We start from the raw sequence: 17,128 nt of genomic DNA, 5'->3' as shown, positions 1-17,128 counted from the left end.
CCCCGCACCAAGAACCTCCCCGATCTGACGAAGCCTTACGAGAGTCCGCCATGTACGAGCTGTCCCGGGTCCGCCTCTACTCCATCGGACCCGCCGGTGCCCGCTACGCCGACACCGTGCTTGACCTGCGCGGTGTGGGCGAGCCCGTGCCCGACCCCGCACCCACCCAGGCGGAGTTCTTCGAGGAGGAGCCCGTCGGACCGCCGCGCCGGCCCGCGCCCGCCGGGGTCCTCTTCCTGGAGAACGGCGGCGGCAAGTCCGTCCTGCTCAAGCTGATCTTCTCCGTGATGCTGCCGGGCCACCGCAACACCCTCGGCGGCGCCAGCTCCGGCGTGCTGCGCAAGTTCCTGCTCGCCGACGACTGCGGCCACGTCGCCCTGGAGTGGCAGCACGTGCAGACCGGCGAGTGCGTGGTCGTCGGCAAGGTCAGCGAGTGGCGCGGCCGGCAGGTCTCCAACGACCCGCGGAAGTTCGCCGAGGCCTGGTACTCCTTCCGGCCCGGCCCCGGACTCACCCTGGACAACCTGCCCGTCGCCGAGGCCACCGCCGTACGGCCGCCCGCCGAGGGCCAGTCCGGCGCCCAGGGCCGCCGCCGCACCATGAAGGGCTTCCGGGACGCGCTCACCGAGGCCGGCAAGGCCTACCCGCACCTGGAGGTGCACTGGGAGGAGATCCACGACCGGTGGATCGAGCACCTGGGCGACCTCGGCCTCGACCCCGAACTCTTCCGCTACCAGCGGGAGATGAACGCCGACGAGGGTGAGGCCGCCGGCCTGTTCGCGGTGAAGAAGGACTCCGACTTCACCGACCTGCTGCTGCGCGCCGTCACCGACACCCGCGACACCGACGGGCTCGCCGACCTCGTCAGCGGCTTCGGCAACAAGCTGGGCCGGCGCTCCGAACTGATCGCCGAACGGGACTTCACCGCCGGGTCGGTGGACCTGCTCGGCCGCATCGTGGAGGCCGCCGAGGCCCGCTCCCGCGCCCGGGACGTGCACGCCGGGGCCGAGCGGAGGACCCGCGTCCTCGCCCGCCGGCTCTCCGCGCGGGGCGCGCAGGAACGGGTGCGGGCCGCCGACCTCGCCCAGCGGGTCACGGCCGCCGCCTACGCCGTCACCCACGCCGAGAACGCCCGTGAGCGCAGCGCCCTGATCACCGCCGAACTCGCCTACCGGCACGCCTCCCTGGCGCTCGCCGCCGCGGAGAAGTCGGCCGCCGCGCAGAAACGCGAACTCGCCGACGCGCGCACCCTGCACTCCGCGTGGCAGGCCGCCGAGGCCGTACTGCGCCACCGCGCGGCCGCCGACCGGGTCGCCCGCGTGGCCGCCGCCATCCAGGAGGCCGAGCGGGACGCCGCCCCCGCGCTCGCCGCCCGCACCAAGGCCGCCGTCGACCTCGTCCGCGCGCTGCACGCCGCCGCCGAGAGCGCCGAGACCCTCGCCAACGAGGAGGAGGAGCGCTCCGCCGCGCTCCAGGAGGCCGGCGACTCCGCCTACCGGGACTCCACCGCCGCCGCCACCGAGGCGCAGCGCGCCCGGAGCGAGGCCGGACACCTGCGCCAGCGGCTCGACGAGGTCGAGCAGGAGACCGCCGAGGCGGTCCGCGCGGGCTGGCTCGACGACAGCGCGCCCGACGCCGACCCCGCGCGGGCGGCCCTCGCCGCCAGCGACGCCGAGAAGACCGCCGTCGCCGCCTGGGACACCGCCCGCGAGGCCTCCCGCCGGGCGACCGAACACGCGCGGGAGGCGGCCTCCGCCGAGTCCCGCGCCGAACTCACCGCCGCCCGCGCGGCCGACGCGGCCACCGCCGCGGAACGGTCCTACGAGGGCGAGCGGCGCACCGCCGAGGCGCTGGCAGCCGAGGAACGGCTGGCGGAACTGCTGAGCCTGCCCGGGGCCTCCGCCGGGGCACGAGCCCTGGTTCCGGCACCGCGCACGGGCACGGACACCCCCGCCGAGGACGCCGCCCGCCGCGAGGGCACCCTCACCCCCGAGGCCACCCTCACTCCCGAGGAACTGGACCGCTTCGCCGACGAACTGCGCGAACTCCTCGACGACACCGTCTCCTCCGCCGAACGCCAGCTCTTCGACCTGCGCACCGCCGCCGCCGACGACTCCCGCATCCTCGGCGCCCTCGGCGACGGCGGACTGCTCCCGCCCGGCCCGGACGTGCTGGCCACCGTCGAATACCTCGGCGAACACGGCATCCCGGCACTGCCCGGCTGGCGCTACCTCGCCCAGGCCGTCGACCCCGCCGACCACGCCCGCGTCCTCGCCGCACGCCCCGAACTGGTCGACGGCGTCATCATCACCGACCCCGACTCGCACGCCCGCGCCCGGGACGCGCTGAGCGACGCCGCCCTGCTGCCCCGGTCCGCCGTGGCCGTCGGCACCGCCGCCGCCCTGCTCGCCCCGACACCGGCCGCCGGCCCCGACACCGGCGACGTCTTCCTCGTACCGCCGAACCCGGCCATGCACGACGAGCACGCCGCCGACGAGGAGCGGCAGGCGCTGCGCGCCCGGGCCACCGAACGCGACGAGGAGATCCGCGCCCTCGCGGCCCGCCTCGGCAAGGACCGCGAACTGGCCGCCCGGCTCGCCTCCTGGCGCACCGGCTGCCCCGCCGGACGGCTCAGCGAACTCGCCCAGGCCGCCCGGGAGGCACGCGCGTTCGCCGAGGAGACCGAAGCCGAACTCGCCGAGGCGCGCAGCGCGCGGGCCGAGGCCGAGGAGGCCGCCGCCGAGGCGGCCCAGGTCCGCGACGAGAAGCAGGAGGCCGCGCAGAAGGCCCGGCGCGCCGCCGACGCCCTCGCCGGACTCGCCTTCCGGCTGCGCGAGCGCGCCGGCTGGCAGGTCAAGCTGCGCGAACTCGCCGACGAGGCCACCGAGTCGGAGGCCCGCGCCCAGACCTGCCTGGAGCGCGCCCGCGCCGCCGACGAGGACCGCCGCGCCGCCCAGCGCGCCGCCGACGACGCCCGCCGCACCGCGCGGGCCCTGCGCGCCGAGCGCGCCGAGATCGCGGGCGCCCCCGACGACGTACCGGACGACGACACCGACGCGCCGAAGTCGTCCCTGCCGGCCCTGCGCGAGGCCTACCGCGCGGCCTCCCAGGTGTACGAGAAGGTCGGCGTCGGCGCCGACCTGCGCGCCGAGCAGGCCCGCGCGGAGAGCGACGAGAGCGCGGCGCGCGCCGAACTGGACCGGCTGAGCAACAAGGTCCGCACCCGCGCCGAACAGCTCCTGCAGTCACCCGACGGCTCCGACGGGCCGTCCCGGCAGGCCGCCGCCGCCCGCGCGGAGGAACTGGTGCAGCTGCTGGAGACCCGCATGTCCAGCGCCAGCGAGCAGCTGGGCCGGCTGCGCGGCGAGGCCGAACGGCACGCCCCCGAGGACGCCGAGGCGCACACCGAACTGCCCGAGGAACTGATCCCGCGCGACGCCGAGCACGCCCAGGGCCTGCTGCGCACCGCCACCGGCGAACTCGCCTCCCGCACCGAGGCGCTGGCCCAGGCCCGCGAGGCGCACGCCGAACTGCTCGCCGCCCACCGCGCCGCCGAGGACGCCGCCGGCGGCTTCGACGAGATCGCCGCGCTCCTGCGGGACCTGCTGCGCGAGCACGCCGCCGAGGACGAGCAGGAGCAGCCGGAGCCTTACCCGGGCACCCTGGAGGAGGCCCGGCAGTCCGCCGCCGAGGCCCGCCGGTCGCTGCGCGGCTGCGCCGCCGACCTGTCCGCCGCCGAGGCCGCCGTCCGCGAGGCCAGCGACGTCCTCGTCCGGCACGCCAACTCCACCCGCTACGAGCAGGTGCGCACCCCCGCACGGCAGCAGATCCGCGAACTGCCCGCCGCCGCGCTGCCCGAGCACGCCCAGCGCTGGGCCGACGCCTTCGCGCCCCGGCTGCGCGTCCTCACCGACGAGCTGGCACAGCTGGAACGCAACCGGGACTCGATCGTGGACCGGCTGCGCGGACTGGTCGAGTCGTCGCTGGCCACCCTGCGTTCCGCGCAGCGGCTGTCCCGGCTGCCGGAGGGACTGGGGGAGTGGTCCGGGCAGGAGTTCCTGCGGATCCGCTTCGAGGAACCCGACCAGGCCACCCTCACCGAACGGCTCGGCGAGGTCGTCGACGAGGCCACCCGGGCCGCGGTCAAGAAGAACTCCGACCTGCGGCGCGACGGCATGTCCCTGCTGCTGCGCGGAGTCGCCGCCGCGCTCCAGCCCAAGGGCGTCGCCGTCGAGATCCTCAAGCCGGACGCCGTGCTGCGCGCCGAGCGCGTCCCCGTCGGGCAGATGGGCGACGTGTTCTCCGGCGGCCAGCTGCTCACCGCCGCCATCGCCCTGTACTGCACGATGGCGGCACTGCGCTCCAACGACCGGGGCCGCGACAAGCACCGCCACGCGGGCACGCTGTTCCTCGACAACCCGATCGGCCGCGCCAACGCGACGTACCTGCTGGAGCTCCAGCGGGCGGTCTCGGACGCGCTCGGCGTGCAGCTGCTGTACACCACCGGCCTGTTCGACACCACCGCGCTCGCCGAGTTCCCGCTGGTCATCCGCCTGCGCAACGACGCCGACCTGCGTGCCGGCCTGAAGTACATCAGCGTGGAGGAACACCTCCGCCCGGGTCTGCCCCAGCAGCCCCAGGCGGGCGAGGCGGTGCACAGCGAGATCACGGCGACGCGGATGTTCAAGCGGCCTGCCTAGCGCCTGCCTAGCGCCCGCCTAGCGCCCGTCCAGACGGCCGCCTGGCGGTCCTCCTTCAGAAGGTCCGCGCACTTCTCGCCGATCACCATCGTCGTGATGCACGGGTTCACGGTGACGAGATCCGGCATCACCGATCCGTCCGCCACCGCAGCCCCTCGACCCCCTTGACCGCAGTCGCGCGTCGAGTGGGGCCGAGGGGTCGTCGTCGGCGCCCATCCTCACCGTGCAGGACGGGTGGTGGGCGGTGTTGTGGGTCTTGCGGATGTAGTCCAGCAGCTCGTCGTCGGTGCGCACGTCCGGCCCGGAGGCCGGCTCCGCGCCCGCCCAGCCGCCGAGCGCCGCGGTTGTGTGCACCTCGACAGGCGCGCCCTTCTTCACAGCGACTACGGCACGGACCTCGTGTGGCGCGACAAGCTCTTCTGCTGTTGCGCAATAAACGATGGGTTGCGTGGTGGGGAACATACTGAGAACGCCGTCTTGTGCGGCGCCGTCTTGTGCGTCTGTCAGAAGCCGTAGCCCATCCGGCGCGACAGCTCGGCGCCCGCCGCCACCGTGCGCTTGGCCAGTTCCGGCAGCCGGTCGGCATTCAGCCGGTACACCGGACCCGAGACGCTGATCGCGGCGATGACCTTGCCGTCGTGCGCCCGCACCGGCGCCGCCACGGCCGCCAGCCCAAGCTCCAGCTCCTCGACGGTGACCCCGTAGCCCTGCTCGACCACCGCTTCCAACTCGCCGCGCAGCATGGAGGCGCCGGTCACCGTGCGGTCCGTGAAGCGGGGCAGCGGCCTCGCCAGCAGACCCTCGCGCAGGGTGGGCGGCATGTGCGCGAACAGCACCTTGCCGCTGGAGGTGGCGTGCAGGGGCGTGCGCCGGCCGAGCCAGTTCTGCGCGGTCACGGACGCGGTGCCGCGGGCCTGCATGATGTTGACGGCCGCGTCGTCGTCCAGGACCGCGATGTTCACCGTCTCGCCCAGCTCGTCGGCGAGTTCCCGGCACACCGGGACGCCCTCCTGCGAGATGTCCAGCCGGACGGCCGCCGCACCCGCCAGCCGCAGGATGCCGGCCCCCAGGTAGTACTTGCCGCGGTCCTTCGCCTGGGCCACCAGGCCGCGGTTCTCCAGGACGCCGAGCAGCCGGAACGCCGTGGACTTGTGCACCTCCAGCTCGTCGGCGATCTCGGTGACCCCCGCCTCGCCGTGCCGGGCGAGGATCTCCAGGACGCTCACGGCACGGTCCACCGACTGCACGGCGCTGGGGGCACCCCGTCCGCCCTGCCTCGCCGCGCTCCCGGCTTCCGCGTCGCCGTGGTCGGACTGTTTCTGCGTGCGGGCCATAGTTCGACTCTCACCACCTGACGGCCCGGTTTGGGCCGCATCTGCGGGAAACCCTTGACGCGATGGTCGCCCCGCCCGTCTTCTGTTGCGCACAGCGCTCGTTCATGCGCCATGTGAAACATCATGTTATCGAAGCGTCCGGATCCCAGAAGGGGCCGTGTCCCGAACAGGGCACCCGAACGGCGGTCCTGGGCCAGGGCACCCGACCGGCCGGATCTCCCGGACCTCCCGGACCGATGACGGTCAGTCACCCCTTGAACTTCCCGACTGCCTGGAGCAAGAGGTCCCGGACCCCGCGTGGATCGAGAGGGGGCCCGTGATACCCGTCTGCCGCTTCGAAGACCTCCCCGAGGGCGAGTCCATCCGCGTCGAGACGACACCCCCCGTCGCCGTGTTCCACACTGACGACGGCGAGCTCTACGCCATCGACGGCACCTGCACCCACCTCGCCGCGGAGGAGGGCACCGCCGCATGACCGCCCCCGGTGCGCAGCTGAGAGGAGCGGCACCCCATGAAAACCTTGACCGTCGTCGGCGCCTCCCTCTCCGGCCTCTACGCGGCCCGTCAACTGCGTGCCCAGGGCTTCGACGGCCGACTGGTGATCATCGGGGCCGAACCCCACCCGCCCTACGACCGGCCACCTCTGTCCAAGGACTTCCTCACCGGAAGCGCCGACGAGACCCGGCTGGCCCTGCCGGACGACGAGGAACGCGCCGAACTCGCCGCCGAGTGGCTGCTCGGCGTCCGCGCCCACGGCCTCGACGCCCGGGGCCGCGCCGTCCTGCTCGCCGACGGCCGCACCGTCCCCAGCGACGGCGTCGTCATCGCCACCGGCGCCTCGGCCCGCCGCTTGCCCGGCGTTCGGCCGGCCGGCGTCCACACCCTGCGCACCCTCGATGACGCCCGTGCCCTGCGCGAGGACCTCGCCGCCGACCCGCGCCGGGTCGTCATCATCGGCGCCGGTTTCATCGGTGCGGAGACGGCGTCCTGGTGCGCCGCCCTCGGGCACTCCGTCACCGTCGTCGAGGCCGCCCCGCTGCCGCTCGTGCCCAAGTCGGCGCCGAGATGGCCGCGGTGTGCGCCACACTGCATCGACGCGGGGGAGTGGAGCTGGCTACTGGTGTCGGAGTGGCCGGCCTGCGCGGCACGGTCACCGTGACCGGCGTCGACCTCACCGACGGCCGTACCCTCCCCGCCGGCACGGTGATCGTCGGCATCGGCGCCACCCCCGGCACCGCCTGGCCGACGGGCTCGGCACTCGCCCTGCACGACGGAGTCCTGTGCGACGACGGCTGTGTCACCTCCCTGCCTCAGGTCGTCGCCGTCGGCGATGCCGCCCGCGTCGCCGGCACCCGCACCGAGCACTGGACCTCCGCCACCGAGCAGCCCCGGGTCGCCGTGGCCAACCTCCTCGCCGGGCACACCGTCAAGAGCATCCAGTCCGTGCGCTATTTCTGGTCCGATCAATCCGGGGCGCGCATCCAGTTCGCCGGGGCGGCGGCGCGAGGGGGATGCGGTGCGGGTCGTCGAGGGGGAGGTGCCCTGGCCCTGCGCGGGAGCACCGGTTTCCTCGGCGTCGACACCGGCCTCGACGTCGACTTTTGCCTCGGCGTCGATTCGAGCCCCGGCACCGACAGTGGTCCCGGCGCCGACACCGGCCCCCGCCACCCGCGGCTTCCTCGCGCTCTACGAGCGGCACGGGCGTACGACCGCCGTCCTCGCCGTCGACCGGCCCCGCCCCTTCATGCGGGCCCGTCGCGAACTCACGCGTAGCGCGTGGAGAGGGGCAGATGGACCGCTCCGGGCTCTGAACCTCCCGGAAGGAAGGGTCACCCCCTCACGAATGGGACAGCTGCTCCGCGCCGCCGGTCCGGCGTATTCGCTCCTGCGTCCGCTCGGCGGCCCGGGCCTGCCGGCGCATCCGGCGCCGCTCGCGGCGCAGCGCCCGTGCGGTGCTGCTCGGTGCGGACACCACGCCGTTGCGCTGGCTCCACACCTGGCGCGTCACCCACACGTCGAGCACTCCCCAGGTGGCCACCACCGTGCTGGCCACGCTGCTCAGCACCATGGGGAACGCCAGCCAGGATCCGGCCAAGGTGCTCAGGAAGGCCACCATCGCCTGGATCAGCGTCACGGCGATGATGAGCACCGCCCGCACAGCGGCGGTACGCACCGGGTCGGGCAGCCTTCGCCGCTTCGCGGGCTCCTCGACCCACAACGGCCGGTACTGCGACCGTTCCTGGACGTCGTCGCGCTCCCCCGACCTGGGGGCGACCACCGTACTCACGGCCCGAACAGCACCCTCGTCCGCGATCGCATCCGCCCGCGTGCCGACCGGAACGTCGCGATCCGGAACCTTGGTGCCCCGCTCCACCGTCACGTGCGCCGCCGTACCCCGCGCGGGTGCCTCGCGTCGCTCCGCCGTGCCCATCACCGTGTCACTCCCCACCGCCAGCAGCCCGCTCGCCGGTCCGAAGACCCCGACTCCCCAGTGGCTGCCCGGCTTGCGCTGTTTTACGCCGCCGGGGTGCGGGTTGCGGCTCCTGTGGCCGATTCCGCCCCCATTCCCTGCCATGAAGGACGAACGGCACTCCCCGAAGATTCCCGACCGGCGAAAAATTCCGGCCAATCGTCCGGTCCAGACGATCGCGCCAGGCAGCTCCCCCGGTGCCGGAATCGGGGAGGCAATCTCCCGCAATGACCCGACAACTCCCCCTGCTCCGCGTCCAGTACGGAAGTTCGCCTTCCGGATCGTCCTTCGAGTTACGTGTGCGTCGGTAGTAGGCTCGCGCCGTTTGTTGACGCACAGGTGTGCCCCCTGCCGGTGGGGGTCGAGCTGGGGGAGGCCATGCGCTTTCGCGGGAAGTCCATCCGCCGGAAGATCGTGGCGCTGCTTCTCGTGCCGCTGGTGTCCCTGACCGCGATCTGGGCCTTCGCCACGGTACTCACGGGCCGCGAGGCAGGCCGACTGTTCAGTGTGTCGTCCCTCGTCGAAGAGATCGGGTACCCCACCGAGGACACCGTCCGCGTCCTCCAGCAGGAACGCCGCCAGACCCTCGTCTACCTCGCCGATCCCCGCGCCTCCAACGGCCTCGCCGCCCTGAAACGCAGTCAGGCCGCCACGGACGAGGCCGTCGCCGAGATCCGTGAGAACGCCCGGGACTCCGAGGTGCGCGACGCCCTGGGTGACGCCGACGAGCGGCTGACCGCCGTACTGGACGCGTTCGAGGGTATCGAGGCCCTGCGGCGCAGCGTCGCCGACGGCACCGTCAACCGCTCCCAGGCATTCGTCCTGTACAACCGGCTGGTCGACCCCTGCTACTCCCTGCTGAGCAACATCCACGTCGTCGACAACGTGGAGATGGACACCCAGCACCGCGCCCTCGTCAATCTCTCCCGCGCCCGCGAACTGCTCTCCCGCGAGGACGCCCTGCTCGGCTCCGCCCTGGTCGTCGGCAGGCTCACCCCCGGCGAGATCCGCCAGATCTCCGACCTCATCGCCCAGCGCACCCTGTTGTACGACGTCAACCGGTCCCTGCTGCCGACCGCGGACCGGGACCGGTACGAGCGGTTCTGGAAGAACGCCGAGACCGCGCCCCTGCGGGTCGCCGAAGAGGCCGCGGTGAAGATCCGGTCCGGCATGCCCAGCGGCGTCACCGCTCAGAGCTGGGACACCGCCGCCGGGAGTGTGCTCGAAGAACTCGGCACACTCGACGACGAGGCGGCCGACCGCTACCAGGAACGCGTCCGTCCCATCGCGACCGGCGTCATCGTCAAGGTCGTCGTCGCCGGCGTCCTCGGCCTGGCCGCACTGCTCGTCTCCCTCTTCGTCTCCGTGCGCATCGGCCGCGGACTCATCCGCGATCTGCGCCAGCTGCGGCTGGATGCCCATGAGGCGTCCGGCGTCCGGCTGCCCAGCGTGATGCGCCGGCTCTCCGTGGGCGAGCAAGTCGACGTGGAGACCGAGGTCCCGCGGCTGGAGTACGACAAGAATGAGATCGGCGAGGTCGGCCAGGCACTCAACACCCTCCAGCGCGCCGCCGTCGAAGCCGCCGTGAAACAGGCCGAATTGCGCGCCGGTGTCTCCGAGGTTTTCGTCAACCTCGCCCGTCGCAGCCAGGTCCTCCTGCACAAGCAGCTCACTCTGCTGGACACCATGGAGCGCAGGACCGAGGACACCGAGGAACTGGCCGACCTGTTCCGCCTCGACCACCTGACCACCCGCATGCGCCGGCACGCCGAGGGCCTGGTGATCCTCTCCGGCGCGGCCCCGTCGCGGCAGTGGCGCAAACCGATCCAGCTCATGGACATCGTGCGCGCCGCCGTCGGCGAGGTCGAGGACTACGAGCGGATCGAGGTCCGCCGGCTGCCGCGCGTCGCCGTCACCGGCCCGGCCGTCGCGGACCTCACCCATCTCGTGGCCGAACTCCTGGAGAACGCCACCGTGTTCTCTCCTCCGCACACCGCCGTCCAGGTCGTGGGGGAACGGGTCGCCAACGGCTTCACCCTGGAGATCCACGACCGGGGCCTCGGCATGGCGGCCGAGGCGCTCCTCGACGCCAACCTCCGGCTCGCCGAGACCCCGGAGTTCGAACTGTCCGACACCGACCGGCTCGGACTGTTCGTGGTCAGCCGGCTCGCCCAGCGGCAGAACGTCCGGGTCTCCCTCCAGCCCTCCCCCTACGGGGGCACCACCGCTGTCGTCTTCATCCCCGACACGCTGCTGACGGACGACGTCCCGGACACCAACGGCGTCGGCTTCCGCCTCGACCGGCCGCGGCCCCCCAAGGACGCCGACGCCGAGAGCGGACGCAGGACCGCGCTCTCCCAGGTACCGGTGAAACTGCCCGGGCTGCCCGCCTCGCTGCTGGACGGACCGGTCGAACTGGAGGCGCCCGTCGACCTCGACACGATCGAGGACTTCCCCGGAGTGCTCGACAGCGAGGAGAGCGAACGCGGCGGGCTGTTCCGCCCGCGCCGCTCCCTCGTCCCCATGGACGAGGAGACGCCGGGCCGCCCCGGCGACCGTCACCACACCGCCTCCGGCATCCGTGACACGTCCGCCACCGAGGGCCGGGACGACGACGACCGCCTCGACGCTCCCGTCCCGCTGCCCCGCCGACGCACACCCAAGCTGGTCAGCTCGCACGGCCGCCCGGTCACCGAGCAGCGGCCGCGCCGAGCGGAACGGGACGACGAGCCCGCGACCGGCCCGACCTCGCGCCGACCGGAAGCGGACCACCTGGCTCCGCTGCCGACCCGCCGCCGCGGCAGCTCCCCGCTCGGCCGCACCGCGGGCTCGCCGGGGCCCGTCGACGGCCGCACCGCTGGCTCGCCGGGACCCCTCGACGGCCGCACCGACTCCCGGGACCGCCCCGATCCCACCACCGCGCAGAGCCGCCGGGACTCCACCTCCCCGGCCCGCGAGCCGAACGACGACACCGCACCCCCGCGCCGCGCCCTCAGTGGCCCCACCGCTTCCCCGCCCCGGGCCCTGACCGGCCCCGCCGACTCGCCACCGCGAGCCCTGGGCCGTCCCACCGAAACGCAGGCCCCGGGCAGCCACGCCGACCCGCAGGCCCCAGCCCCTGGCGACCACACCACCGCCCGCTCCGGAGGCCCTGGCACCGGCGCCCCCCGGACCGACGCACCAGGCACCAGCCGGCGCCCCGCACCCGAGGAGCCCGGTACCGGCTCCGACCCGCTGCCCCGACGCGTACGGCAGGCCAGCCTCGCGCCGCAGCTCAAAAACGACCCGGCACGCCGTGGCACCGACGGCGCAGCGGCACCCGCCGAGCGGGACGCCGACGAGGTCCGCAGCCGTATGGCCTCGCTCCAGCGCGGCTGGCGGCGCGGCCGCGAGGAGAACGCCGCGGGCGACGACGCCCACAGCGGCACAGCACCACAGGGAACGACTAAGGGGGACGGTCGATGACCGCACCGAAGGCGACCGACCATGTCACGACCGGCAAGTCCGGCGAGCTGAACTGGCTCCTCGACGACCTGGTGGACCGCGTGGCAAGCATCCGCAAGGCCGTCGTCCTGTCCGGCGACGGACTGCCCACGGGGGTGTCCAAGAGCCTGACCCGCGAGGACAGCGAGCACCTGGCCGCCGTGGCCTCCGGATTCCACAGCCTCGCCAAGGGCGTCGGCCGCCATTTCGAGGCGGGCAGCGTCCGGCAGACGATGGTCGAGCTCGACGACGCCTTCCTGTTCGTCACGGCCGCCGGCGACGGCAGCTGCCTCGCCGTCCTCTCCGACGCCGACTCGGACATCGGCCAGGTCGCCTACGAGATGACGCTCCTGGTGAAGCGCGTCGGGACGCATCTCGCCACCGCCCCGCGCACCGACCTGCCCGCGGGCGGGTAGTGGGATGACATGAGCGCAGACGGTCAGGCAAGAAGCCACTGGTTCGACGACGAGGCAGGACCGGTCGTCCGTCCCTACGCCATGACGCGCGGCCGCACCAGCCATGCGGCCCAGCACCGCCTCGATCTGATCGCGGTGGTCGTGACGGAACCCCACGCGGACGACCCGGACACGGACCCGACGCTGTCCCCGGAACACGTGGACATCGTCGGACTGTGCCGTGACACTCCGCAGTCGGTCGCCGAACTCGCCGCGGAACTCGACATTCCGATCGGTGTCGTACGGGTCCTGATCGGCGACCTGGTGGACGCGGAACTGGTCCACGTGACCCGCCCCGTACCCCCTGCCGAGCTGCCGGACGAGAGTATTCTGCGCGACGTGATCAACGGCCTCCGGGCGCTGTGAGCAGCGCGGAAGCGAGGTGGAGACGTGACAGGCTGGCAGTTCTGGGTGGACCGGGGCGGCACCTTCACCGACATCGTCGCGCGGCGTCCGGACGGCCGGCTGCTGACCCACAAGCTGCTGTCGGACAGCCCGGCCTGGTCCGACGCGGCCGTCGCCGGCGTACGTGAGCTGCTGGCGGGCTCCGAGGAGCCCGTCGACGCCGTACGCATGGGGACGACCGTCGCCACCAACGCCCTGCTGGAGCGCAAGGGCGAACGCACCCTCCTGGTCGTCACCCGCGGCTTCCGCGACGCCCTGCGCATCGCCTACCAGAACCGCCCCCACATCTTCGCCCGCCGCATCGACCTGCCCGAGCTGCTGCACGAGCGGGTCGTCGAGGTCGACGAGCGCATCGCCGCCGACGGCACGGTGCTGCGCGCGCCCGACCTGGAGGCCCTCGCCGGGCCGCTCCGGCAGGCGTACGACGACGGGATCCGTGCCGTCGCCGTGGTCTGCCTGCACAGTCACCTCCACCCGGCGCACGAACGCGCCGTCGGCGACCTCGCCGCCCGCATCGGCTTCCCGCAGATCTCGCTGTCCAGCGAGGTCAGCCCGCTGATGAAGCTCGTGCCGCGCGGCGACACCGCAGTCGTCGACGCCTACCTGTCGCCGGTGCTGCGCCGCTACGTCCGGCAGGTCGCCGACGAGCTCCACGGCGTACGGCTGATGTTCATGCAGTCCAACGGCGGCCTCACCGAGGCCGGCCAGTTCCGCGGCAAGGACGCCATCCTGTCCGGACCGGCCGGCGGCATCGTCGGCATGGCCCGGATGTCGCAGCTGGCCGGCTTCGACCGCGTCATCGGCTTCGACATGGGCGGCACCTCCACGGACGTGTCCCACTTCGCCGGCGCCTACGAACGCGTCTTCACCACGCGGATCGCCGGCGTCCGGCTGCGCGCGCCGATGCTCGACATCCACACCGTCGCGGCGGGCGGCGGTTCGGTGCTGCACTTCGACGGCTCCCGCTACCGCGTAGGGCCGGACTCGGCGGGCGCGGACCCGGGCCCCGCCTGCTACCGCCGCGGCGGTCCGCTCACCGTCACCGACGCCAACGTCATGCTCGGCCGCATCCAGCCCGCGTACTTCCCCCGCGTGTTCGGCCCCGGCGGCGACCAGCCGCTGGACGCTGCCCTGGTCCGCGACCGCTTCGCGGCCCTCACACGGGAGATCCACGAACGCACGGGCGACGACCGCACCGCCGAGCAGGTCGCCGAGGGATACCTGCGGATCGCCGTCGCCAACATCGCCAACGCCGTCAAGCGGATCTCCGTCCAGAAAGGCCACGACGTCACCCGCTACGCCTTCACCACCTTCGGCGGGGCGGGCGGCCAGCACGCCTGCATGGTCGCCGACTCGCTCGGCATCCGCACCGTCCTCGTCCCGCCCATGGCGGGAGTCCTCTCGGCCCTCGGCATCGGCCTCGCCGACACCACCGCCATGCGGGAACAGTCCGTCGAGGCGCCACTGGAGCCCGCGGCGATGCCCGGCGTCCTCAAGACCGCGGACGACCTGGAGGCCGCCGCCCGCGCGGAACTCCTCGCCGAGGACATCCCCGAGGACCGTGTCGAGGTCACCCGACGCGCCCAGCTCCGCTACGACGGCACCGACACCGCCCTCACCGTCCGGCTCACCGACCCCACCGGCATGCGGCAGGACTTCGAAGCACGTCATCGCGCCACGTACTCCTTCACCCTCGACCGCCCGATCGTCGTCGAAGCCCTCTCCGTGGAAGCCACCGGCCTCACCACACCCCCCGATCTCTCCGCCCTCGCCCCGTACGAGGGCCGCACCGCCACCCCGGACACGGTCCGCCTCCACACCCGCGGAACCTGGCGCGACGTACCCCTGCACCGCCGGGAGGCACTGCCGCCCGGCGAGACCGTCACCGGCCCCGCGATCATCACCGAGGCCAGTGCGACGACCGTCGTCGACCACGGCTGGCAGGCCACGGCCACCGACGACGGGCATCTGGTCATGGAACGCACCGCGATTACGGAGAGTTCCGACATCGACACAAAAGTCGATCCCGTTCTCCTCGAAGTCTTCAACAACCTCTTCATGTCGATCGCCGAACAGATGGGCGCCCGCCTGGAATCGACCGCCCAGTCCGTCAACATCAAGGAACGCCTGGACTTCTCCTGCGCCCTCTTCGACCCGGACGGAAACCTGGTGGCCAACGCCCCGCACATCCCCGTCCACCTGGGCTCCATGGGAACCAGCGTCAAGGAGGTCATCCGCCGGCGCGGCTCCCGGATGCGCCCCGGCGACACCTACGCCGTCAACGACCCGTACCACGGCGGCACCCACCTGCCCGACGTCACCGTGATCACCCCCGTCTTCGACACCAACCGCCCGTCGGACACAGAGGGTGACCGGATCCTGTTCTACGTCGCCTCCCGCGGTCACCACGCCGAGATCGGCGGCATCGCCCCCGGCTCGATGCCCGCCGACAGCCGCACCATCGAGGAGGAAGGCGTCCTCTTCGACAACTGGCTGCTCGCCGAGAACGGCCGCTTCCGCGAGACGGAGACCCACCGCCTGCTCACCGAGGCGCCCCACCCCTCCCGCAATCCGCGGACCAATCTCGCCGACCTGCGCGCCCAGATCGCCGCCAACCAGAAAGGCGTCGACGAAGTCACCCGCATGATCGAGGACTTCGGCCTCGACGTCGTCCAGGCCTACATGCGGCACGTCCAGGACAACGCCGAGGAAGCGGTGCGCCGCGTCATCGACGCCCTCGACGACGGCGAGTACGCCTACGAGACCGACTCCGGCGCCGTCATCCGCGTACGCGTGCGCGTGGACCGCGAAAACCGCTCCGCCACCGTCGACTTCACCGGTACCTCAGCCCAGCTGGCCACCAACTTCAACGCGCCGTACGCCGTCGTCAACGCGGCCGTCCTCTACGTGTTCCGCACCCTGGTGGCCGACGACATCCCGCTCAACGACGGCTGCCTGCGCCCGATCCGGATCGTCGTGCCGCCGGGCTCGATGCTCGCGCCGGAACCGCCTGCGGCGGTCGTCGCCGGCAACGTGGAGACCTCCCAGGCCATCACCGGCGCCCTGTACGCGGCGCTCGGCGTCCAGGCGGAGGGCTCCGGCACGATGAACAACGTCACCTTCGGCAACGAACGCCACCAGTACTACGAAACCATCGCCTCCGGCTCCGGCGCCGGTGACGGCTTCCCCGGCGCGAGCGTCGTGCAGACCCACATGACCAACTCCCGGCTGACCGACCCGGAAGTCCTCGAATGGCGGCTGCCCGTGCTGCTGGAGGAGTTCTCGGTCCGCCGCGGCAGCGGGGGAGCGGGCCGCTGGCGCGGCGGCGACGGAGCCGTGCGCCGCATCCGCTTCCGCGAGCCGATGACGGTCACCACGCTCTCCCAGCACCGCCGCGTCCCGCCGTACGGCATGGCTGGCGGCGAGCCCGGCGCCCTGGGCGCCAACCGCGTAGAGCACGCCGACGGCACGGTCACCGCCCTCGCCGGCAGCGACACCGCGTCCGTCGGCCCCGACGACGTACTCGTCGTCGAAACCCCCGGCGGCGGAGGCTACGGCCCCCCGTCCACCCACCCCCAGCGAGCAGGAGAACAGATCGATGATCTTCGGGCGTTCTGAGCGCGGCAAGCCCCCGGTCGAGCCCGTCACGCTCAAGATCCTGGTGGCCGGCGGCTTCGGCGTCGGCAAGACCACCCTCGTCGGAGCGGTCAGCGAGATCCGACCACTGCGCACCGAGGAACCACTCACCGAGGCCGGACGCCCGGTCGACGACCTCAGCGGTGTGGAAGGCAAGCACACCACCACCGTGGCGATGGACTTCGGCCGCATCACGCTGCGCGAGGACCTGGTGCTGTACCTCTTCGGCACGCCCGGTCAGGAGCGCTTCTGGTTCATGTGGGACGAACTCTCCGAGGGCGCGCTCGGCGCGGTCGTCCTCGCCGACACCCGTCGGCTGGAGGACTGCTTCGCCGCCGTCGACTACTTCGAGCGACGGTCCATACCCTTCCTCGTCGGCGTCAACTGCTTCGAGGGAGCCGCCCGTTACCCGGCGGACGAGGTCCGCAGGGCCCTCGATCTGGACGACGCGGTTCCGCTGCTGCTCTGCGACGCCCGGGACCGCGAGTCGGTGAAGGACGTCCTGGTCGGCGTGGTCCGCCACGCGATGGCCCACGCGGCGGACCGCCGTCAGGCCGTCACCACCTGACGCGGCCCACAGGCACGGCCCGTACCCCCGCCGACTGGGGTACGGACCGTGGTCCACATCGGATACCCCGCCCGCGC

At 73.1% G+C, this 17,128-nt stretch carries 8 protein-coding genes and 3 pseudogenes; 8 read left to right on the top strand and 3 right to left on the bottom strand.

Annotated elements, in window-relative coordinates; genetic code table 11:
* The first annotated feature begins 50 nt into the window (after positions 1–50).
* A complete protein-coding gene (locus AMK31_RS19350; protein WP_073941833.1) occupies positions 51–4,700 on the top strand; it encodes a hypothetical protein in 4,650 nt (1,549 codons plus the stop codon).
* Here AMK31_RS19350 and AMK31_RS19345 read toward each other — a convergent pair.
* Both AMK31_RS19345 and AMK31_RS19340 read right to left on the bottom strand, forming a co-directional pair.
* Positions 4,697–5,039 (bottom strand): annotated as a pseudogene (locus AMK31_RS19345) (GMC oxidoreductase); the annotation flags it as partial. The gene AMK31_RS19350 and the pseudogene AMK31_RS19345 overlap by 4 nt on opposite strands.
* Before the next feature lie 164 nt (positions 5,040–5,203).
* The gene (locus AMK31_RS19340) at positions 5,204–6,034 is read right to left on the bottom strand and encodes an IclR family transcriptional regulator (RefSeq protein ID WP_198948521.1); all 831 of its coding nucleotides are present in this window, start codon (positions 6,032–6,034) and stop codon (positions 5,204–5,206) included.
* Between the two features lie 316 nt (positions 6,035–6,350).
* On the opposite strand from AMK31_RS19340, the pseudogene AMK31_RS19335 reads away from it, so the two are divergent.
* Together AMK31_RS19335 and AMK31_RS19330 are read left to right on the top strand one after the other, a co-directional pair.
* A pseudogene (locus AMK31_RS19335) lies at positions 6,351–6,479 on the top strand (Rieske 2Fe-2S domain-containing protein); the annotation flags it as partial.
* Between the two features lie 66 nt (positions 6,480–6,545).
* Positions 6,546–7,808: pseudogene (locus AMK31_RS19330) on the top strand (FAD-dependent oxidoreductase); the annotation flags it as partial.
* Between the two features lie 63 nt (positions 7,809–7,871).
* On the opposite strand, the gene AMK31_RS19325 reads toward AMK31_RS19330, so the two are convergent.
* Positions 7,872–8,465 (bottom strand): hypothetical protein, encoded by a 594-nt coding sequence (locus AMK31_RS19325; protein ID WP_073941832.1) that lies wholly within the window; start codon positions 8,463–8,465, stop codon positions 7,872–7,874.
* Positions 8,466–8,882: 417 nt separating this feature from the next.
* Here AMK31_RS19325 and AMK31_RS19320 point away from each other — a divergent pair, with 417 nt between their 5' ends.
* Genes AMK31_RS19320 through AMK31_RS19300 form a run of 5 tightly spaced genes read left to right on the top strand, consistent with a single transcriptional unit; the run spans position 8,883 to position 17,051 of the window.
* On the top strand, positions 8,883–11,969 hold the full coding sequence (locus AMK31_RS19320; protein ID WP_073942406.1) for a sensor histidine kinase: 3,087 nt from the start codon (positions 8,883–8,885) through the stop codon (positions 11,967–11,969).
* Positions 11,966–12,403, top strand: a complete 438-nt coding sequence (locus AMK31_RS19315; RefSeq protein ID WP_073941831.1) for a roadblock/LC7 domain-containing protein — start codon at positions 11,966–11,968, stop codon at positions 12,401–12,403. Before AMK31_RS19320 ends, AMK31_RS19315 begins: the two co-directional genes overlap by 4 nt.
* Before the next feature lie 9 nt (positions 12,404–12,412).
* Positions 12,413–12,808 carry a DUF742 domain-containing protein gene (locus AMK31_RS19310; protein WP_073941830.1) on the top strand — a complete coding sequence of 132 codons (396 nt, stop codon included), beginning with the start codon at positions 12,413–12,415 and terminating at the stop codon, positions 12,806–12,808.
* A gap of 24 nt (positions 12,809–12,832) precedes the next feature.
* Positions 12,833–16,465: a hydantoinase B/oxoprolinase family protein gene (locus AMK31_RS19305; protein WP_073941829.1), complete on the top strand. Its 3,633-nt coding sequence runs from the start codon at positions 12,833–12,835 to the stop codon at positions 16,463–16,465.
* Positions 16,446–17,051: a GTP-binding protein gene (locus tag AMK31_RS19300; RefSeq protein ID WP_073941828.1), complete on the top strand. Its 606-nt coding sequence runs from the start codon at positions 16,446–16,448 to the stop codon at positions 17,049–17,051. The genes AMK31_RS19305 and AMK31_RS19300 overlap by 20 nt, the downstream gene beginning before the upstream one ends.
* Positions 17,052–17,128: the final 77 nt, after the last annotated feature.

The organism is Streptomyces sp. TSRI0107, assembly GCF_001905845.1.
Taxonomy (GTDB): Bacteria; Actinomycetota; Actinomycetes; order Streptomycetales; family Streptomycetaceae; genus Streptomyces.
The sequence above is the reverse complement of the archived record's forward strand: the minus strand, read 5'-3'. Positions and strand labels throughout refer to the sequence as shown.

What these genes read in the sequence shown, in the direction of transcription:
- AMK31_RS19300 (WP_073941828.1), top strand. Translation starts at nt 16,446, where the DNA reads ATGATCTTCGGGCGTTCTGAGCGCGGCAAGCCCCCGGTCGAGCCCGTC.
- AMK31_RS19350 (WP_073941833.1), top strand. Translation starts at nt 51, where the DNA reads ATGTACGAGCTGTCCCGGGTCCGCCTCTACTCCATCGGACCCGCCGGT.
- AMK31_RS19315 (WP_073941831.1), top strand. Translation starts at nt 11,966, where the DNA reads ATGACCGCACCGAAGGCGACCGACCATGTCACGACCGGCAAGTCCGGC.
- AMK31_RS19310 (WP_073941830.1), top strand. Translation starts at nt 12,413, where the DNA reads ATGAGCGCAGACGGTCAGGCAAGAAGCCACTGGTTCGACGACGAGGCA.
- AMK31_RS19340 (WP_198948521.1), bottom strand. Translation starts at nt 6,034, where the DNA reads ATGGCCCGCACGCAGAAACAGTCCGACCACGGCGACGCGGAAGCCGGG.
- AMK31_RS19325 (WP_073941832.1), bottom strand. Translation starts at nt 8,465, where the DNA reads ATGGGCACGGCGGAGCGACGCGAGGCACCCGCGCGGGGTACGGCGGCG.
- AMK31_RS19320 (WP_073942406.1), top strand. Translation starts at nt 8,883, where the DNA reads ATGCGCTTTCGCGGGAAGTCCATCCGCCGGAAGATCGTGGCGCTGCTT.